This window comes from Nitrobacter sp. CN101, from assembly GCF_055390255.1.
Window position 1 is genome coordinate 2,584,117 of sequence record NZ_AP038833.1, and the last position, 14,772, is coordinate 2,598,888.

Below are 14,772 nucleotides of genomic sequence, written 5' to 3' on the forward strand. Positions count from 1 at the left end.
CTCCATGCCCCGCCAACATGCCATCGAGGATTACCGCAATTTCGGTATCATGGCGCATATCGACGCCGGCAAGACCACCACGACCGAGCGTATCCTTTATTACACCGGCAAGAGCCACAAGATCGGCGAAGTGCACGAAGGTGCCGCGACGATGGACTGGATGGCCCAGGAGCAGGAGCGCGGCATTACAATTACGTCGGCCGCCACCACCGCATTCTGGGACGGCAAGCGTCTGAACATCATCGATACCCCCGGCCACGTCGACTTTACCATCGAGGTGGAGCGCTCCTTGCGAGTGCTCGACGGCGCAGTGTGCGTGCTCGATAGCAACCAGGGCGTTGAGCCGCAGACCGAAACGGTCTGGCGTCAGGGCGACAAGTACAAGGTGCCGCGCATCGTCTTCTGCAACAAGATGGATAAGACCGGCGCTGACTTCTACAAGTGTCTGGCCGACATCGTTGATCGGCTCGGCGCGCGCCCGGTGGCGTTGCAGCTTCCGATCGGCTCGGAGAACAACTTCAAGGGAATGATCGACCTCGTCCGCATGAAGGCGCTGGTCTGGAACAACGAAGCGCTTGGTGCGATGTACGACATCGCCGAGATCCCCGCAGATCTTGCAGACAAGGCCAAGGAGTATCGCGAGAAGCTGGTGGAAGCCGCCGTCGAACTCGATGATGACGCTATGGCCGCCTACCTCGACGGCACCGAGCCGGATGAAGCTACTCTGAAGGGGTTGATCCGTAAGGCCGTCATCACTGGCGCGTTCTATCCCGTCCTGTGCGGTACGGCGTTCAAGAACAAGGGTGTGCAACCGCTTCTTGATGCCGTGGTTGCCTATTTGCCGTCACCGCTCGACGTGCCCGCCATCAAGGGCACCGACGACAAGGGCAACGAGGTCGTTCGTCACGCCGATGACAAGGAACCGATGTCGTTGCTGGCGTTCAAGATCATGGACGACCCGTTCGTCGGTACCATCACGTTCTGCCGCATCTATTCCGGTATTCTTCAGAGCGGCACCGGCGTCGTTAATTCGACGCGGGAGAAAAAGGAGCGCATCGGCCGGATGCTGCTGATGCATGCGAACAATCGCGAGGACATCAAGGAAGCCTATGCCGGCGATATCGTCGCGCTGGCCGGCCTGAAGGAAGCACGCACCGGTGACACGCTGTGCGATTCAGCTCATCCGGTGATCCTTGAAAAGATGGAATTCCCTGATCCGGTCATCGAGATCGCGATCGAGCCCAAGTCCAAGGCTGACCAGGAAAAGCTCGGTGTCGCGCTGGCGAAACTCGCTGCGGAAGATCCGTCATTTCGTGTCTCCACCGATCAGGAGTCCGGCCAAACCATCCTCAAGGGCATGGGCGAACTCCATCTCGACATCAAGGTCGATATCCTCAAGCGCACCTACAAGGTCGATGCCAACATCGGCGCGCCGCAGGTGGCGTTCCGCGAGCGGGTCACTAAGCGTGTCGAGCACAGCTACACCCACAAGAAGCAGACCGGCGGTACCGGTCAGTTCGCGGCTGTTACGATCATTGTCGAGCCGAGCGAGCCTGGCAAAGGGTACGAGTTCGAGTCGAAGATCGTCGGCGGCGCGGTGCCGAAGGAATACATTCCCGGCGTTGAGAAGGGCATCGAGAGCGTGCTCGGCTCCGGCGTGGTTGCGGGCTTCCCGGTGGTCGATGTCAAGGTGCAACTCATCGACGGCAAATACCATGACGTCGACTCGTCGGCGCTGGCGTTTGAAATCGCGACCCGCGCCTGTTTCCGCGAAGCGCTGCAGAAGGGCAAGTCGGTGCTGCTCGAGCCGATCATGAAGGTCGAGGTGGTGACGCCGGAAGACTATACCGGATCGGTCATCGGCGATCTCAACTCGCGGCGCGGCCAGATCCAGGGTCAGGACATGCGCGGCAACGCCAACGTCATCAACGCGATGGTGCCGCTCATGAACATGTTCGGTTACGTGAATAACCTGCGCTCGATGAGCCAGGGGCGCGCCACCTTTACCATGCAGTTCGATCATTACGCTGAAGCGCCGGCGAATGTGTCGGCAGAAGTCCAGAAAAAGTTTGCCTGATTGTCGCTGGCGACAGTCAACGACTGAACGGAGAGTCAAATGGCCAAAGCGAAGTTTGAACGTAACAAGCCGCATTGCAACATTGGGACGATTGGTCATGTTGATCATGGCAAGACGTCATTGACGGCTGCGATTACGAAGGTTCTGGCGGAGACGGGCGGGGCGACGTTCACGGCGTACGACCAGATTGACAAGGCTCCGGAAGAGAAGGCGCGGGGCATCACGATTTCGACGGCGCATGTGGAGTACGAGACGGCGAACCGTCACTATGCGCATGTCGACTGTCCTGGCCATGCGGACTACGTGAAGAACATGATCACGGGTGCGGCGCAGATGGACGGCGCGATTTTGGTTGTTTCGGCGGCGGACGGCCCGATGCCGCAGACCCGCGAGCACATTCTTCTGGCGCGTCAGGTCGGCGTTCCGGCGCTGGTTGTGTTTTTGAACAAGTGCGACATGGTTGACGATCCGGAGCTGCTTGAGCTGGTTGAGATGGAAGTGCGGGAGCTTCTGTCGAAGTACGAATTTCCGGGCGACGACATTCCGATCGTGAAGGGGTCGGCGCTGGCGGCGCTTGAGAACTCGGACCAGAAGCTTGGCCATGACGCGATTCTGGAACTGATGAAGAATGTCGACGCCTACATTCCGCAGCCGGAGCGACCGATCGATCAGCCGTTCCTGATGCCGGTTGAGGACGTGTTCTCGATTTCGGGACGCGGCACGGTTGTGACGGGCCGGGTGGAGCGCGGGGTTGTCAAGGTCGGCGAGGAAATCGAGATTGTCGGCATCCGCGAGACGCAGAAGACGACGGTGACGGGCGTGGAGATGTTCCGCAAGCTTCTGGACCAGGGGCAGGCGGGCGACAACATCGGGGCGTTGTTGCGCGGCACCAAGCGCGAGGACGTGGAGCGCGGCCAGGTTCTGTGCAAGCCGGGTTCGGTGAAGCCGCACACCAAGTTCAAGGCCGAAGCCTATATCCTGACCAAGGAGGAGGGCGGTCGCCACACGCCGTTCTTCACCAACTACCGTCCGCAGTTTTATTTCCGCACCACCGACGTGACGGGTGTTGTGCATCTTCCGGCCGGCACCGAGATGGTGATGCCGGGCGACAACATCGCGATGGAAGTGCACCTGATCGTGCCGATCGCGATGGAGGAGAAGCTGCGCTTCGCCATCCGCGAGGGCGGACGTACCGTCGGAGCAGGCGTCGTCGCCAGCATTATTGAGTAAGGAACAAGAGAATTGCGAATAGCGAGTGGCGAATAGAACATCTTCTATTTCGCTATTCGCTACTCACTACTCACTATTCGCTTTTCAAAGAGAGACACGGCAATGAACGGCCAGAATATCCGCATCCGTCTCAAGGCGTTCGACCATCGGATTCTCGATACGTCGACCCGCGAGATCGTAAATACCGCGAAACGCACCGGCGCGCAGGTCCGTGGACCGATCCCGCTGCCGACGCGAATCGAGAAGTTTACGGTCAACCGTTCGCCGCATGTCGATAAGAAAAGCCGCGAGCAGTTCGAAATGCGGACGCACAAGCGCCTTCTCGATATCGTCGATCCAACTCCTCAGACTGTCGATGCCTTGATGAAGCTCGATCTGGCTGCAGGCGTCGACGTCGAGATCAAGCTCTGACTCGGCAGCCCGCCGTTATTTTCGGATCGGGCACGCGGAAGTCGAAACGAAGTTTGGGAAACGTTCGCACGTTAGCGGACAGAAAGAACAGGAAGCACGACGATGCGCTCCGGAGTGATCGCACAAAAGGTCGGGATGACGCGGGTCTTCACAGAGACCGGCGAGCATATCCCTGTAACCGTGCTGAAGCTGAGCAATTGTCAGGTGTTGGGACACCGGACCGGCGAGAAGAACGGCTACGTTGCGTTGCAGCTCGGCTCGGGCGTGCGCAAGACGGTCTACCTGCCGAAGGCGGAGCGCGGACAGTTCGCGGTCGCCAAGGTCGAGCCGAAGCGCAAGGTTGCGGAATTCCGTGTGTCCGAGGATGCGCTGATTCCTGTCGGCGCGGAAATTCAGGCGGACCATTTCGTGGTCGGCCAGTTCGTCGATGTCACCGGAACCTCGGTCGGTAAGGGGTTCGCCGGCGGCATGAAGCGCTGGAACTTCGGTGGTCTGCGCGCGACGCACGGCGTCTCGGTCTCGCATCGTTCGATCGGTTCGACTGGCGGACGTCAGGATCCAGGCAAGACCTTCAAGAACAAGAAGATGCCCGGTCACATGGGCGTCGACCGCATCACAACGCTGAATTTGCGCGTGGTGAAGACCGACGTCGAGCGCGGCCTGATCCTGGTGGAGGGGGCCGTTCCGGGTTCCAAGGGCGGCTGGATCGCGGTGCGCGACGCGGTGAAGAAGCCGTTGCCCAAGGAAGCACCGCAACCAGGCAAGTTCAAGGTTGCAGGCGGCGCGCAGGCTGCGGACGACAAAGTCACGGCGGATGTCCCGGCCGAGAAGGAGGGGGCATAACATGGAACTGAACATTACCACCCTCGAAGGCAAGGCTGCGGGTTCGGTTCAACTATCGGACGGCATCTTCGGGCTCGAGCCGCGCAAGGATCTGATTCAGCGCTGCGTGAACTGGCAGCTCGCCAAGCGTCAGGCGGGTACCCGCAAGACCAAGGGGCGTGCGGAAATCTGGCGTACCGGCAAGAAGCTGTTCAAGCAGAAGGGCACCGGCAACGCTCGTCACGGTTCAGCCCGCGCGCCCCAGTTCCGCGGCGGCGGCCGGGCGTTCGGGCCGGTCGTTCGTAGTCATGCGCATGATCTGCCCAAGAAGATGCGCGCGCTGGCGCTGCGCCATGCTCTATCGGCGAAGGCCAAGGACGGCGGTTTGATTGTCATCGATAGCGTCGAATTGAAGGACGCCAAGACCAAGGCTCTGATGGGTCACTTTTCCGGCCTCGGTCTGACCAGTGCGCTGATCGTCGACGGCGCGCAGGTTCATGCCGGGTTCGCAACCGCTGCGCGCAACATTCCGAACATCGACGTGCTGCCGATCCAGGGCATCAACGTCTACGACATTCTGCGCCGCCAGAAGCTGGTGTTGACCAAGGCGGCGGTTGATGCGTTGGAGGCGCGCTTCAAATGACAATCGATGCGAAGCATTACGACGTGATTGTCGCTCCGGTCATTACCGAAAAGGCGACGATGGCCTCCGAGTACAACAAGGTGGTGTTCAAGGTGGCTAGCAAGGCGTCCAAGCCGCAGATCAAGGAAGCGGTCGAGAAACTGTTCGACGTCAAGGTCAAGAGCGTGAATACGCTGGTGCGCAAGGGCAAGGTAAAGGTCTTCCGCGGCAACTTAGGCTCGCAGTCGGATGTCAAGCGCGCGGTTGTAACCCTCGAAGAGGGCCACCGCATTGACGTCACTACCGGACTCTGAGGCGGAAACGGCTTTAAGGCGATAGATTATGGCACTTAAGACATACAATCCCACGACGCCGGGCCAGCGCCAGTTGGTGATGGTCGATCGCTCGGCCCTTTACAAGGGCAAGCCGGTCAAGACGCTGACCGAGGGCAAGCGCGGCAAGGGCGGCCGCAACAACACCGGGCGCATCACCGTGCGGTTCCGCGGCGGCGGCCACAAGCAGGCCTATCGCAACGTCGATTTCAAGCGCGGCAAGACAGACGTGCCGGCGGTCGTCGAGCGGCTTGAGTATGATCCGAACCGCACTGCGTTCATCGCGCTGATCAAGTATCAGGACGGCGAGCAGGCTTATATCCTTGCGCCGCAGCGTCTGGCTGTCGGCGACACCGTCGTCGCGGGGAATTATGTTGACGTCAAGCCGGGCAATGTCATGCCGCTCGGCAACATGCCCGTCGGCACGATCGTCCACAATGTCGAGATGAAGATCGGCAAGGGTGGTCAGCTTGCACGTTCCGCCGGCACCTATGCTCAGATCGTCGGCCGCGATCAGGACTATGTCATCCTGCGTCTGAATTCGGGCGAGCAGCGCCTGGTGCACGGCCGCTGCCGCGGCGCCATCGGCGCGGTATCGAATCCGGATCATATGAACACCTCGATCGGCAAGGCGGGCCGCACGCGCTGGATGGGTCGCCGTCCGCATAACCGCGGCGTGGTCATGAACCCAATCGACCATCCGCATGGCGGCGGCGAAGGCCGTACCTCCGGTGGCCGTCATCCCGTGACACCGTGGGGCAAGCCGACCAAGGGCAAGAAGACCCGTTCAAACAAGTCGACCAACAAGTTCATTCTCATCAGCCGCCACAAGCGGAAGAAGTAGTAAGGAAAGCCGGACATGGTTCGTTCAGTCTGGAAAGGCCCGTTTGTTGAAGGCTCCCTGCTCAAGAAGGCAGATGCCGCGCGGGCGAGCGGCCGTCATGACGTCATCAAGATCTGGAGCCGCCGTTCAACCATTCTGCCGCAATTCGTCGGTCTGGTGTTCGGCGTCTACAACGGTCAGAAGCACGTGCCGGTGTCGGTCAACGAGGAGATGGTCGGTCACAAGTTCGGTGAGTTTTCGCCGACTCGTACCTTCCATGGCCACTCGGGCGACAAGAAAGCCAAGAGGGCTTGAGGTTAAGTCATGAGCAAACCAAAGCGCGAACGGAGCCTCCCGGAAAACGAGGCCAAGGCGATCGCCCGGATGCTTCGGGTGAGTCCGCAGAAGCTCAACCTGGTTGCGCAATTGATCCGGGGCCGCAAGGCGTCCGCGGCGCTCGCGGACCTGCAGTTTTCGCGCAAGCGGATCGCGGTCGACGTAAAGAAGTGTCTGGAATCGGCAATCGCCAATGCGGAGAACAACCACGACCTCGACGTCGACGAGTTGATCGTTTCGGAGGCGTTTGTCGGCAACGGCATGGTGATGAAGCGTTTCGCGCCGCGCGGCCGTGGCCGTTCGGGCCGTATTTATAAACCGTTCTCGCAACTGACAATCGTGGTGCGTCAGGTCGAGGCCGAGGCGAGCGCTTAAAGAGGCGCGGGAGAAAACGATGGGTCAGAAGATCAATCCAATCGGGCTGCGTCTGGGTATCAACCGGACCTGGGATTCCCGTTGGTATGCCGGCAAGAGCGAGTACGGCAGGCTGCTGCACGAGGATGTCAAGATCCGCGAACTCCTGCACAAGGAACTCAAGCAGGCGGCCGTTGCCCGCATCGTGATCGAGCGTCCGCATAAAAAGTGCCGCGTGACGATCCATTCGGCGCGCCCCGGTGTCGTGATCGGAAAGAAGGGCGCCGATATCGATAAGCTGCGCAAAAGGGTTGCCGACATCACCTCGTCCGACGTGGTCCTCAACATCGTCGAAATTCGCAAGCCGGAGCTCGATGCCACGCTGGTCGCCGAATCGATCGCGCAGCAGCTTGAACGCCGCGTCGCATTCCGACGCGCGATGAAGCGCGCCGTGCAGTCGGCGATGCGTCTCGGCGCCGAAGGCATTCGGATCAATTGCTCGGGCCGTCTCGGCGGCGCCGAAATCGCCCGCATGGAGTGGTATCGCGAAGGCCGTGTGCCGCTGCACACGCTGCGCGCCGACGTGGACTACGGCGTTGCTACCGCGTTCACGACGTTCGGCACCTGCGGCGTCAAGGTCTGGATATTCAAGGGTGAGATCCTCGAGCACGATCCGATGGCTCAGGACAAGCGCCTGGCCGGCGACGACAGCCGTCCGCGCCGCGACGCGGCTTGAACGAGAGAAGGTTTGAGGGCGTAAGCCATGATGCAACCGAAGAAGACCAAGTTCCGGAAGGCACACAAGGGCCGCATCCACGGCGTCGCGTCGTCGGGCGCGACACTTTCGTTCGGCCAGTTCGGCCTGAAGGCAATGGCGCCCGAGCGCATCACGGCGCGCCAGATCGAAGCCGCGCGGCGAGCGTTGACGCGCCACATGAAGCGCGCGGGACGAGTTTGGATCCGCGTTTTTCCGGATGTGCCCGTATCGAAGAAGCCGGCCGAGGTCCGCATGGGCTCAGGCAAGGGCGCGCCAGAATTGTGGGTGGTACGGGTCAAGCCGGGCCGGGTTCTTTTCGAGATCGATGGCGTGGCCGCGCAGACCGCCAAGGAAGCGCTGACTCTCGCCGCCGCCAAGCTGCCGATCAAAACGCGCTTCGTCGCGCGCATCGCGGAGTAACCGACATGGCAGGAATGAAGACCGCCGACATCCGCGCGATGACCCCCGACCAGATGGACGACGCCGTCGCCAATCTGAAGAAGGAGCGGTTCAATCTGCGCTTCCAGCGAGCCACCGGACAGCTTGAGAACACCTCGCGGTTGCGCGAAGCCCGCCGCGATATTGCACGGATCAAGACCATCGCCGTGCAAAAGCGCGACGCGAAGAAATAAGGGGTCCGAAATGCCGAAACGTACGCTGCAGGGCGTGGTCGTTAGCGACAAGCAAGCCAAGACGGTTGTGGTGCGCGTCGATCGCCGCTTTACCCATCCGATCTACAAGAAGACCATTCGCCGCTCGAAAAACTATCACGCGCACGACGAGAACAATGAGTTCAAGCCGGGTGACATGGTGTGGATCGAGGAAAGCAAGCCGATCTCGAAATTGAAGCGCTGGACCGTGGTTCGGGGCGAACAGAAGAAAACTGCTTAAGCGCGATTTTGCGCATCAGAAAGAGGACAAGGTGCATCAATGATTCAGATGCAGACCAACCTCGACGTGGCCGATAATTCAGGCGCACGCCGTGTCATGTGCATCAAAGTGCTTGGAGGCTCCAAGCGCCGCTATGCAACGGTGGGCGACATCATCGTCGTGTCGATCAAGGAAGCCATCCCGCGCGGGAAGGTGAAGAAGGGCGACGTCATGAAGGCGGTGGTGGTGCGGGTATCCAAGGATATCCGCCGCGCGGACGGTTCGGTGATCCGTTTTGACCGCAATGCGGCCGTTCTGATCAACAACCAGTCCGAGCCTGTCGGTACCCGCATTTTTGGGCCGGTACCGCGCGAGCTGCGTGCCAAAAACCACATGAAAATCATATCGCTGGCGCCGGAGGTGCTGTGATGGCTGCCAAGATCCGGAAGGGCGACAAGGTTATCGTATTGTCGGGCCGCGACAAGGGTCGCACCGGCGAGGTGTTCGAGGTGCGCCCCGCGGAGGGCAGGGCGCTGGTGCGCGGCGTCAACATGGTGAAGCGCCACCAGAAGCAGAGCCAGAACCAGGAGGGCGGCATCATTTCGAAGGAGTCGCCGGTCCATCTGTCAAACATCGCGATCGTCGGTAAGGACGGAAAGCCGACCCGCGTCGGTTTCAAGATTCAGGCAGACGGCACCAAGGTGCGTGTCGCCAAGCGTTCGGGAGCGGAGATCGATGGCTGAAACAGCTTACGTGCCGCGCCTGCGCGCGGAATATGACAAGAGCATCCGCGCCAGACTCACCGAGGAGTTCGGCTACGCCAACGTCATGCAGGTGCCGCGTCTCGACAAGGTGGTTCTCAATATGGGAATCGGCGAGGCCGTGAACGACCGCAAAAAGGCCGAGACGGCGGCTGGTGACCTGGCGCTGATCGCCGGCCAGAAGGCGGTCGTGACCTATTCGCGTGTCGCGATCGCGACCTACAAGCTGCGTGAAAACCAGCCGATCGGCTGCAAGGTGACGCTGCGCAAGGCGAAGATGTACGAGTTCATCGACCGCCTGGTAAACGTCGCGCTGCCGCGCGTGCGCGACTTCCGCGGTCTCAATCCGAAGAGCTTCGACGGTCGCGGCAATTACTCGCTCGGCATCAAGGAACACATCATTTTCCCCGAAATCGACTTCGACAAGGTCGGGGAGAGCTGGGGCATGGACGTCACGGTCTGCACGACGGCGCAGACGGACGACGAGGCCCGGGCGCTGCTGACTGCATTCAATTTTCCGTTCCGGCAGTGAGACGCTGAGAAGCGCTCAGACGCGGAAAGGCAAGGAGCCAAGCATGGCAAAGAAGAGTTCGATCGAGAAGAACAACCGGCGCAGGCGGATGGCTGGGAACGCGGCTGCGAAACGCGCGCGGCTGAAGGCCATCATCTCCGACAAGACCAAGCCGATGGAGGAACGGTTCGCAGCCACTCTGAAGCTCGCCGAAATGCCGCGCAATTCGTCGGCGACGCGTATCCGCAACCGCTGCGAACTGACCGGACGCCCCCGTTCGAACTACCGCAAGAACAAGCTGAGTCGCATCGCGCTGCGCGAGCTTGGCTCCAGAGGCCTGGTTCCCGGCCTCGTGAAGTCGAGCTGGTAAGGAGGGTCGCCAGATGTCCACGCACGATCCGATCAGCGATCTCATCACCCGCATCCGCAATGCGCAGATGCGCAACAAGCCCAAGGTTTCGACCCCGGGCTCCAAGATGCGAGCTAACGTGCTCGAAGTCCTCAAGAGCGAGGGCTACATCCGCGGCTACGCCAGCGTCGAGCATTCCTCGGGCCGCAGCGAGCTTGAGATCGAGTTGAAGTATTTCGACGGCGAACCCGTGATCCGCGAGATCGAGCGGGTTTCCAAGCCGGGGCGGCGTGTTTACGCCTCCGTGAAAAATCTACCGCGCGTCAACAACGGGCTGGGGATTTCGGTGCTGTCGACGCCGAAGGGAATCATGGCCGACCACGACGCGCGTGACGCGAATGTGGGCGGCGAAGTTCTCTTCACGGTGTTCTGAGGAAGGAATTAAGCCATGTCACGCATCGGCAAGAGGCCAGTCACGGTGCCATCCGGTGTCACCGCGAACGTCGAAGGGCAGACCGTCAAGATGAAGGGGCCGAAAGGCCAGCTTCAATTCGTCGTCCATGATGATGTCGAGGTGAAGCTCGAGGATGGCGCGGTGAAGGTCGCGCCGCGATACGAGACCAAGCGGGCGCAGGCGCTGTATGGTACAGCGCGCGCGCAAGTCGCAAATCTTGTCGACGGCGTCACAAAGGGATTCGAGAAGAAGCTCGAGATCGTCGGCGTCGGCTATCGCGCCGCGTTGCAAGGCAAGTCATTGCAGCTCGCGCTCGGCTATAGCCATGATGTCAATTACGCGATCCCCGAGGGGATTACGATTGCTGTGCCGAAGCCGACTGAAATCACGATCACGGGTAATGACGCGCAGCGCGTTGGTCAGGTCGCGGCCGAAATCCGTGGCTATCGTCCGCCGGAGCCTTACAAGGGCAAGGGCGTGAAGTACGCCAACGAAACGATCTTCCGCAAGGAAGGAAAGAAGAAGTAACGGAGCCGGTCATGTCGAAACTGAAGATTACGAATGCCCGGCGCAAGCAACGCGTGAGGCTGTCGTTGCGTCGCACCGCAAATGGCAGACCGCGGCTGTCGGTGTTCCGCTCGTCGAAGCACATCTATGCCCAAGTTATTGACGACCTGAAGGGCGAGACGCTGGCCTCGGCGTCCTCGCTTGAAAAGGTGATGCGCGGTACGGGCAACACGGGCGCCAATATCGAAGCGGCCAAGGCGGTCGGCAAACTGTTGGCGGAGCGGGCGGTGAAGAACGGCGTCAAGGAAGTGGTCTTCGATCGCGGCGGCTATCTCTATCACGGTCGCGTCAAGGCGCTGGCCGATGCCGCTCGCGAAAGCGGTTTGAGCTTCTAAGCGCGTATTCTGCAAAAGCGGGATCCGGTTTTGCGACAAGAATGCGTGTCTTGAAATTGATATCGAACGAATAGGACAGGGGCGAAGCCTCACAAGGATCGGAAAAACACCATGGCAGGTGAACGCGAACGCGGCGGACGCGAACGGAGCAGAGATCGCGAGGAGCGCGACAGCGAGTTCGTCGACAAGCTTGTCCACATCAATCGTGTGGCGAAGGTCGTCAAGGGCGGCAAGCGCTTCGGTTTCGCGGCGTTGGTCGTGATCGGCGACCAGAAGGGTCGGGTTGGCTTCGGTCACGGCAAGGCGCGCGAAGTTCCGGAGGCAATCCGCAAGGCGACGGAGTCGGCAAAGCGCAATCTGACGCGCGTGGCGCTGCGCGAGGGCCGGACGCTGCATCACGACATCGCAGGCCGCCACGGCGCAGGCCGCGTTTATCTGCGCGCAGCACCGGCCGGCACCGGCATCATCGCCGGCGGCCCGATGCGCGCGGTGTTCGAGACGCTCGGCATCCAGGACGTGGTGGCGAAGTCGATTGGCTCGTCCAATCCCTACAATATGATTCGCGCGACGTTCGACGCGCTGAAGCACCAGGATTCACCGCGCTCGGTTTCCGCACGTCGCAATATCAAGGTTTCCACGCTGCAATCGCGCCGTGTGGGCGGTGATGCGGAGGCTGTTGCCGAATAAGCGGAGTCCGGGCTGGGGCCGGCGGTTGCCACCTGCCCAATCCGACCGCCGGGCAAGACAGGATTTGGAGTGACGACGATGGCCAAGGCCGCAAAGACAATCAAGGTCGAGCAGACCGGCAGCGCAATCCGCCGCCACCACTCACAGCGCTCGACGTTGGTCGGGCTTAAGCTCAACAAGATCGGTCGGACCGCGGAGTTGCAGGATACGCCTGAAATTCGCGGCATGATCGAGAAGGTTCGACACATCGTCCGTGTAATCGACGAGACGTAACAATTTGCTATTTATGCCCGGCTTGTGCCGGGGGTCCACGGCTTAGAATGCGCCGGGTTCGGCAAAAGACGTGGAAGGCCGGGACGATCCTGGCACGACGAACACGATGAGGACGCGACCATGAAACTTTGCGATATCGCCGACAACGCAGGCTCGCGCAAGAAGCGCATGCGGATCGGCCGGGGTATCGGCTCCGGTAAGGGCAAGACCGGCGGCCGGGGTGGCAAGGGACAGACGGCGCGCTCGGGTGTGCGCATCAAAGGCTTCGAGGGAGGCCAAATGCCGCTGCACCGGCGTTTGCCGAAGCGCGGCTTCAACAATATCTTCCGGGTGGAATTCGCCGAAATCAATCTTGACCGGCTCCAGGCCGCGATTGATGCCGGGTCGATCAATGCCAAGGAGACCGTTAACGCCGAGTCGCTGGTGAAATCCGGCGTGGTGCGTCGCGCCAAGGGTGGCATCCGCCTGCTTGGCCGCGGCGAGATCAAGGCGAAACTGACTATCGAGGTTCACGGCGCCTCGAAGTCCGCGATCACGGCGGTCGAGAAGGCCGGCGGCACAGTGAAAATCCTTGCGCCGAAGAAGGACGAAGGTGAGGCAGCCTAACGTCTGCGTCATCGCCCGCTTTGGCGCACGACAGGAACTTGCGGATGTTAGATTTTATCAGAAATCGAGCACCATGAGAGATCTGGCGTCTGCCGGCTGGCCCGTTCTGGCGGAGCGTGACGGCACCATTGGCGCGGGAGAAGGCTGAATATGGTCTCAGCAGCGGAACAACTGGCGGCTAACCTAAACTTCTCGGCGTTCGCGAAAGCCGATGAGCTGAAGAAGCGCATCTGGTTCACGCTCGGCGCGTTGCTTGTCTATCGGCTGGGCACCTACATCCCGCTGCCGGGCATCGACCCGACGGTCTGGCAAAAGGTGTTCAATTCCCAGGCCGGCGGCATCCTCGGGATGTTCAATATGTTCTCCGGCGGTGGCATCGACCGCATGGCGATTTTCGCCTTGAACATCATGCCGTACATTTCGGCCTCGATCATCCTGCAACTGTTGACCTCGGTGTCGCCTAAGCTCGAGGCCCTCAAGAAGGAGGGCGAAGCCGGCCGCAAGATTATCAATCAATACACGCGTTATCTTACGGTGGTGCTGGCGTTCTTCCAGTCCTACGGCATTGCCGTCGGCCTTCAGGGTGCAGGCAATGTCGTCACCAATCCCGGCATGTTTTTCCTGGTCTCCACCGCGATCACATTGACCGGGGGCACCATGTTTCTGATGTGGCTCGGCGAGCAGATCACATCGCGAGGCATCGGCAACGGCATTTCCCTCATCATCATGGCCGGTATCGTCGCCGAGCTACCGTCCGCGCTCGCCAACATGCTGGAGCTCGGCCGGCAAGGCGCGCTGTCCACGGGGATCATCCTGATCGTTCTGATCATGGTCGTCGCGGTGATCGCCTTCATCGTGTTTATGGAGCGCGCCCAGCGCAGGTTGCTGATCCAGTATCCGAAGCGTCAGGTTGGCAATAAGATGTTTGATGGGCAGTCGTCCCATCTGCCGCTGAAGCTCAATACTTCGGGTGTGATCCCGCCGATTTTCGCTTCGTCGCTGCTGCTGTTGCCGACGACCGTCGCGAATTTCAACGCGGGTAGCGGACCGGAATGGTTCCAGTGGATCAATACCCAACTCGGTCACGGCCGGCCGATGTTTCTGGTCCTGTACATCGCCCTGATCGTGTTCTTCACTTTCTTCTACACCGCGATCGTCTTCAATCCGACCGAGACAGCCGATAATCTCAAGAAGCATGGCGGCTTCATTCCGGGCATCAGGCCAGGCGAGCGGACCGCCGAGTATATCGACTACGTGCTCTCGCGCATCACGGTGCCAGGGGCGGTTTATCTCGCTGTTGTCTGCCTGATTCCCGAGATTTTGATTTCTTACGCAGCGGTACCTTTCTATTTCGGCGGTACGTCGCTTCTGATCGTGGTCAGCGTCACGATGGATACAGTGTCGCAGGTGCAGGGATATCTGCTGGCCCACCAATATGAAGGCCTGATAAAAAAATCCAAATTGAGAGGCCGTCGTCGATGACGTGAAGCGTTTCTTGCTCATCGGAATCGATCAGTGAGAAGAAATGCTTTCAGTCAATAACTTGCGCGTATTCTGCTTGCGATGATGGTATCCACTTTTACGGAATGCGTGTC

Annotated in this window: 24 protein-coding genes; all 24 read left to right on the forward strand. The window is 60.5% G+C overall.

Going from position 1 to position 14,772, the window contains the following annotated elements:
- Positions 1-4: 4 nt before the first annotated feature.
- The 24 genes from fusA (at position 5) to secY (ending at position 14,659) form a co-directional block, all read left to right on the forward strand.
- Complete coding sequence (fusA, locus tag ACZ5IL_RS12985; protein WP_425909113.1) at positions 5-2,077, forward strand: elongation factor G; 2,073 nt, start codon at positions 5-7, stop codon at positions 2,075-2,077.
- Between the two features lie 39 nt (positions 2,078-2,116).
- A complete protein-coding gene (gene tuf, locus ACZ5IL_RS12990) occupies positions 2,117-3,307 on the forward strand; it encodes an elongation factor Tu (RefSeq protein ID WP_425909092.1) in 1,191 nt (396 codons plus the stop codon).
- Positions 3,308-3,409: 102 nt separating this feature from the next.
- Positions 3,410-3,718, forward strand: coding sequence for a 30S ribosomal protein S10 (gene rpsJ, locus ACZ5IL_RS12995; protein WP_002712302.1), 309 nt, complete (start codon positions 3,410-3,412; stop codon positions 3,716-3,718).
- A 102-nt stretch (positions 3,719-3,820) separates the two neighbouring features.
- Positions 3,821-4,561: a 50S ribosomal protein L3 gene (rplC, locus tag ACZ5IL_RS13000; protein WP_425909120.1), complete on the forward strand. Its 741-nt coding sequence runs from the start codon at positions 3,821-3,823 to the stop codon at positions 4,559-4,561.
- A 1-nt stretch (position 4,562) separates the two neighbouring features.
- On the forward strand, positions 4,563-5,183 hold the full coding sequence (gene rplD, locus ACZ5IL_RS13005; RefSeq protein WP_464592018.1) for a 50S ribosomal protein L4: 621 nt from the start codon (positions 4,563-4,565) through the stop codon (positions 5,181-5,183).
- Positions 5,180-5,476 carry a 50S ribosomal protein L23 gene (locus ACZ5IL_RS13010; protein ID WP_464592020.1) on the forward strand — a complete coding sequence of 99 codons (297 nt, stop codon included), beginning with the start codon at positions 5,180-5,182 and terminating at the stop codon, positions 5,474-5,476. Before rplD ends, ACZ5IL_RS13010 begins: the two co-directional genes overlap by 4 nt.
- 28 nt (positions 5,477-5,504) lie before the next feature.
- On the forward strand, positions 5,505-6,338 hold the full coding sequence (gene rplB, locus ACZ5IL_RS13015; protein WP_079446330.1) for a 50S ribosomal protein L2: 834 nt from the start codon (positions 5,505-5,507) through the stop codon (positions 6,336-6,338).
- Positions 6,339-6,353: 15 nt separating this feature from the next.
- Complete coding sequence (gene rpsS, locus ACZ5IL_RS13020; protein ID WP_309774077.1) at positions 6,354-6,632, forward strand: 30S ribosomal protein S19; 279 nt, start codon at positions 6,354-6,356, stop codon at positions 6,630-6,632.
- A 9-nt stretch (positions 6,633-6,641) separates the two neighbouring features.
- Positions 6,642-7,028, forward strand: coding sequence for a 50S ribosomal protein L22 (gene rplV / locus ACZ5IL_RS13025; protein ID WP_079446332.1), 387 nt, complete (start codon positions 6,642-6,644; stop codon positions 7,026-7,028).
- Between the two features lie 19 nt (positions 7,029-7,047).
- Positions 7,048-7,743: a 30S ribosomal protein S3 gene (rpsC, locus tag ACZ5IL_RS13030; RefSeq protein ID WP_009797132.1), complete on the forward strand. Its 696-nt coding sequence runs from the start codon at positions 7,048-7,050 to the stop codon at positions 7,741-7,743.
- 27 nt (positions 7,744-7,770) lie between these two features.
- Positions 7,771-8,184 (forward strand): 50S ribosomal protein L16, encoded by a 414-nt coding sequence (rplP, locus tag ACZ5IL_RS13035; protein ID WP_464592023.1) that lies wholly within the window; start codon positions 7,771-7,773, stop codon positions 8,182-8,184.
- Between the two features lie 5 nt (positions 8,185-8,189).
- Positions 8,190-8,396 (forward strand): 50S ribosomal protein L29, encoded by a 207-nt coding sequence (rpmC, locus tag ACZ5IL_RS13040; protein WP_464592025.1) that lies wholly within the window; start codon positions 8,190-8,192, stop codon positions 8,394-8,396.
- Between the two features lie 10 nt (positions 8,397-8,406).
- Positions 8,407-8,655 (forward strand): 30S ribosomal protein S17, encoded by a 249-nt coding sequence (gene rpsQ, locus ACZ5IL_RS13045; RefSeq protein WP_009797129.1) that lies wholly within the window; start codon positions 8,407-8,409, stop codon positions 8,653-8,655.
- Between the two features lie 39 nt (positions 8,656-8,694).
- Positions 8,695-9,063, forward strand: a complete 369-nt coding sequence (gene rplN, locus ACZ5IL_RS13050; protein WP_009797128.1) for a 50S ribosomal protein L14 — start codon at positions 8,695-8,697, stop codon at positions 9,061-9,063.
- Positions 9,063-9,377 (forward strand): 50S ribosomal protein L24, encoded by a 315-nt coding sequence (gene rplX / locus ACZ5IL_RS13055; protein WP_079446335.1) that lies wholly within the window; start codon positions 9,063-9,065, stop codon positions 9,375-9,377. Before rplN ends, rplX begins: the two co-directional genes overlap by 1 nt.
- Positions 9,370-9,927 (forward strand): 50S ribosomal protein L5, encoded by a 558-nt coding sequence (gene rplE / locus ACZ5IL_RS13060; RefSeq protein ID WP_464592028.1) that lies wholly within the window; start codon positions 9,370-9,372, stop codon positions 9,925-9,927. Before rplX ends, rplE begins: the two co-directional genes overlap by 8 nt.
- 43 nt (positions 9,928-9,970) lie before the next feature.
- On the forward strand, positions 9,971-10,276 hold the full coding sequence (gene rpsN, locus ACZ5IL_RS13065) for a 30S ribosomal protein S14 (protein WP_079446337.1): 306 nt from the start codon (positions 9,971-9,973) through the stop codon (positions 10,274-10,276).
- 13 nt (positions 10,277-10,289) lie between these two features.
- Positions 10,290-10,688: a 30S ribosomal protein S8 gene (gene rpsH / locus ACZ5IL_RS13070; RefSeq protein WP_079446338.1), complete on the forward strand. Its 399-nt coding sequence runs from the start codon at positions 10,290-10,292 to the stop codon at positions 10,686-10,688.
- Positions 10,689-10,703: 15 nt separating this feature from the next.
- Positions 10,704-11,237: a 50S ribosomal protein L6 gene (rplF, locus tag ACZ5IL_RS13075; RefSeq protein WP_464592031.1), complete on the forward strand. Its 534-nt coding sequence runs from the start codon at positions 10,704-10,706 to the stop codon at positions 11,235-11,237.
- Between the two features lie 11 nt (positions 11,238-11,248).
- The gene (rplR, locus tag ACZ5IL_RS13080; RefSeq protein ID WP_079446340.1) at positions 11,249-11,611 is read left to right on the forward strand and encodes a 50S ribosomal protein L18; all 363 of its coding nucleotides are present in this window, start codon (positions 11,249-11,251) and stop codon (positions 11,609-11,611) included.
- A gap of 111 nt (positions 11,612-11,722) precedes the next feature.
- Complete coding sequence (gene rpsE / locus ACZ5IL_RS13085; protein WP_079446341.1) at positions 11,723-12,298, forward strand: 30S ribosomal protein S5; 576 nt, start codon at positions 11,723-11,725, stop codon at positions 12,296-12,298.
- A 78-nt stretch (positions 12,299-12,376) separates the two neighbouring features.
- Positions 12,377-12,571 carry a 50S ribosomal protein L30 gene (rpmD, locus tag ACZ5IL_RS13090; protein WP_079446342.1) on the forward strand — a complete coding sequence of 65 codons (195 nt, stop codon included), beginning with the start codon at positions 12,377-12,379 and terminating at the stop codon, positions 12,569-12,571.
- 120 nt (positions 12,572-12,691) lie between these two features.
- The gene (gene rplO, locus ACZ5IL_RS13095) at positions 12,692-13,177 is read left to right on the forward strand and encodes a 50S ribosomal protein L15 (protein ID WP_464592034.1); all 486 of its coding nucleotides are present in this window, start codon (positions 12,692-12,694) and stop codon (positions 13,175-13,177) included.
- Between the two features lie 150 nt (positions 13,178-13,327).
- A complete protein-coding gene (secY, locus tag ACZ5IL_RS13100) occupies positions 13,328-14,659 on the forward strand; it encodes a preprotein translocase subunit SecY (protein ID WP_464592036.1) in 1,332 nt (443 codons plus the stop codon).
- Positions 14,660-14,772 lie beyond the last annotated feature (113 nt).